Genomic DNA, 238 nt, shown 5'->3' on the forward strand with positions numbered 1-238 from the left:
CGGCGTGGCCGTCGCCGTGGGTTTCGGTGTGGCCGTCGGCTTCGGCGTGGCCGTCGCCGTGGGTTTCGGTGTGGCCGTCGGCTTCGGCGTCGCTGTCGCCGTGGGCTTCGGGGTCGCGGTTGCCGTCGCCGTGGGCTTCGGAGTCGCGGTCGGGGTCGGCTGCGCGACGGGGGTCAGGATCGGCGCCAGCGCCCGCAGCTTCGCGGTCTGCGGGGTGCGCCAGTCGTCGGCGACCAGG

1 protein-coding gene is annotated in these 238 nt (G+C 76.1%); it reads right to left on the reverse strand.

Annotated elements, in window-relative coordinates; genetic code table 11:
- Positions 1-238 (reverse strand): hypothetical protein (locus ACZ3GY_RS24775; RefSeq protein WP_465912475.1); only part of this gene is annotated, 238 nt, incomplete at both ends.

It is taken from the genome of Pseudomonas sp. PME37.24/006 (assembly GCF_055556635.1).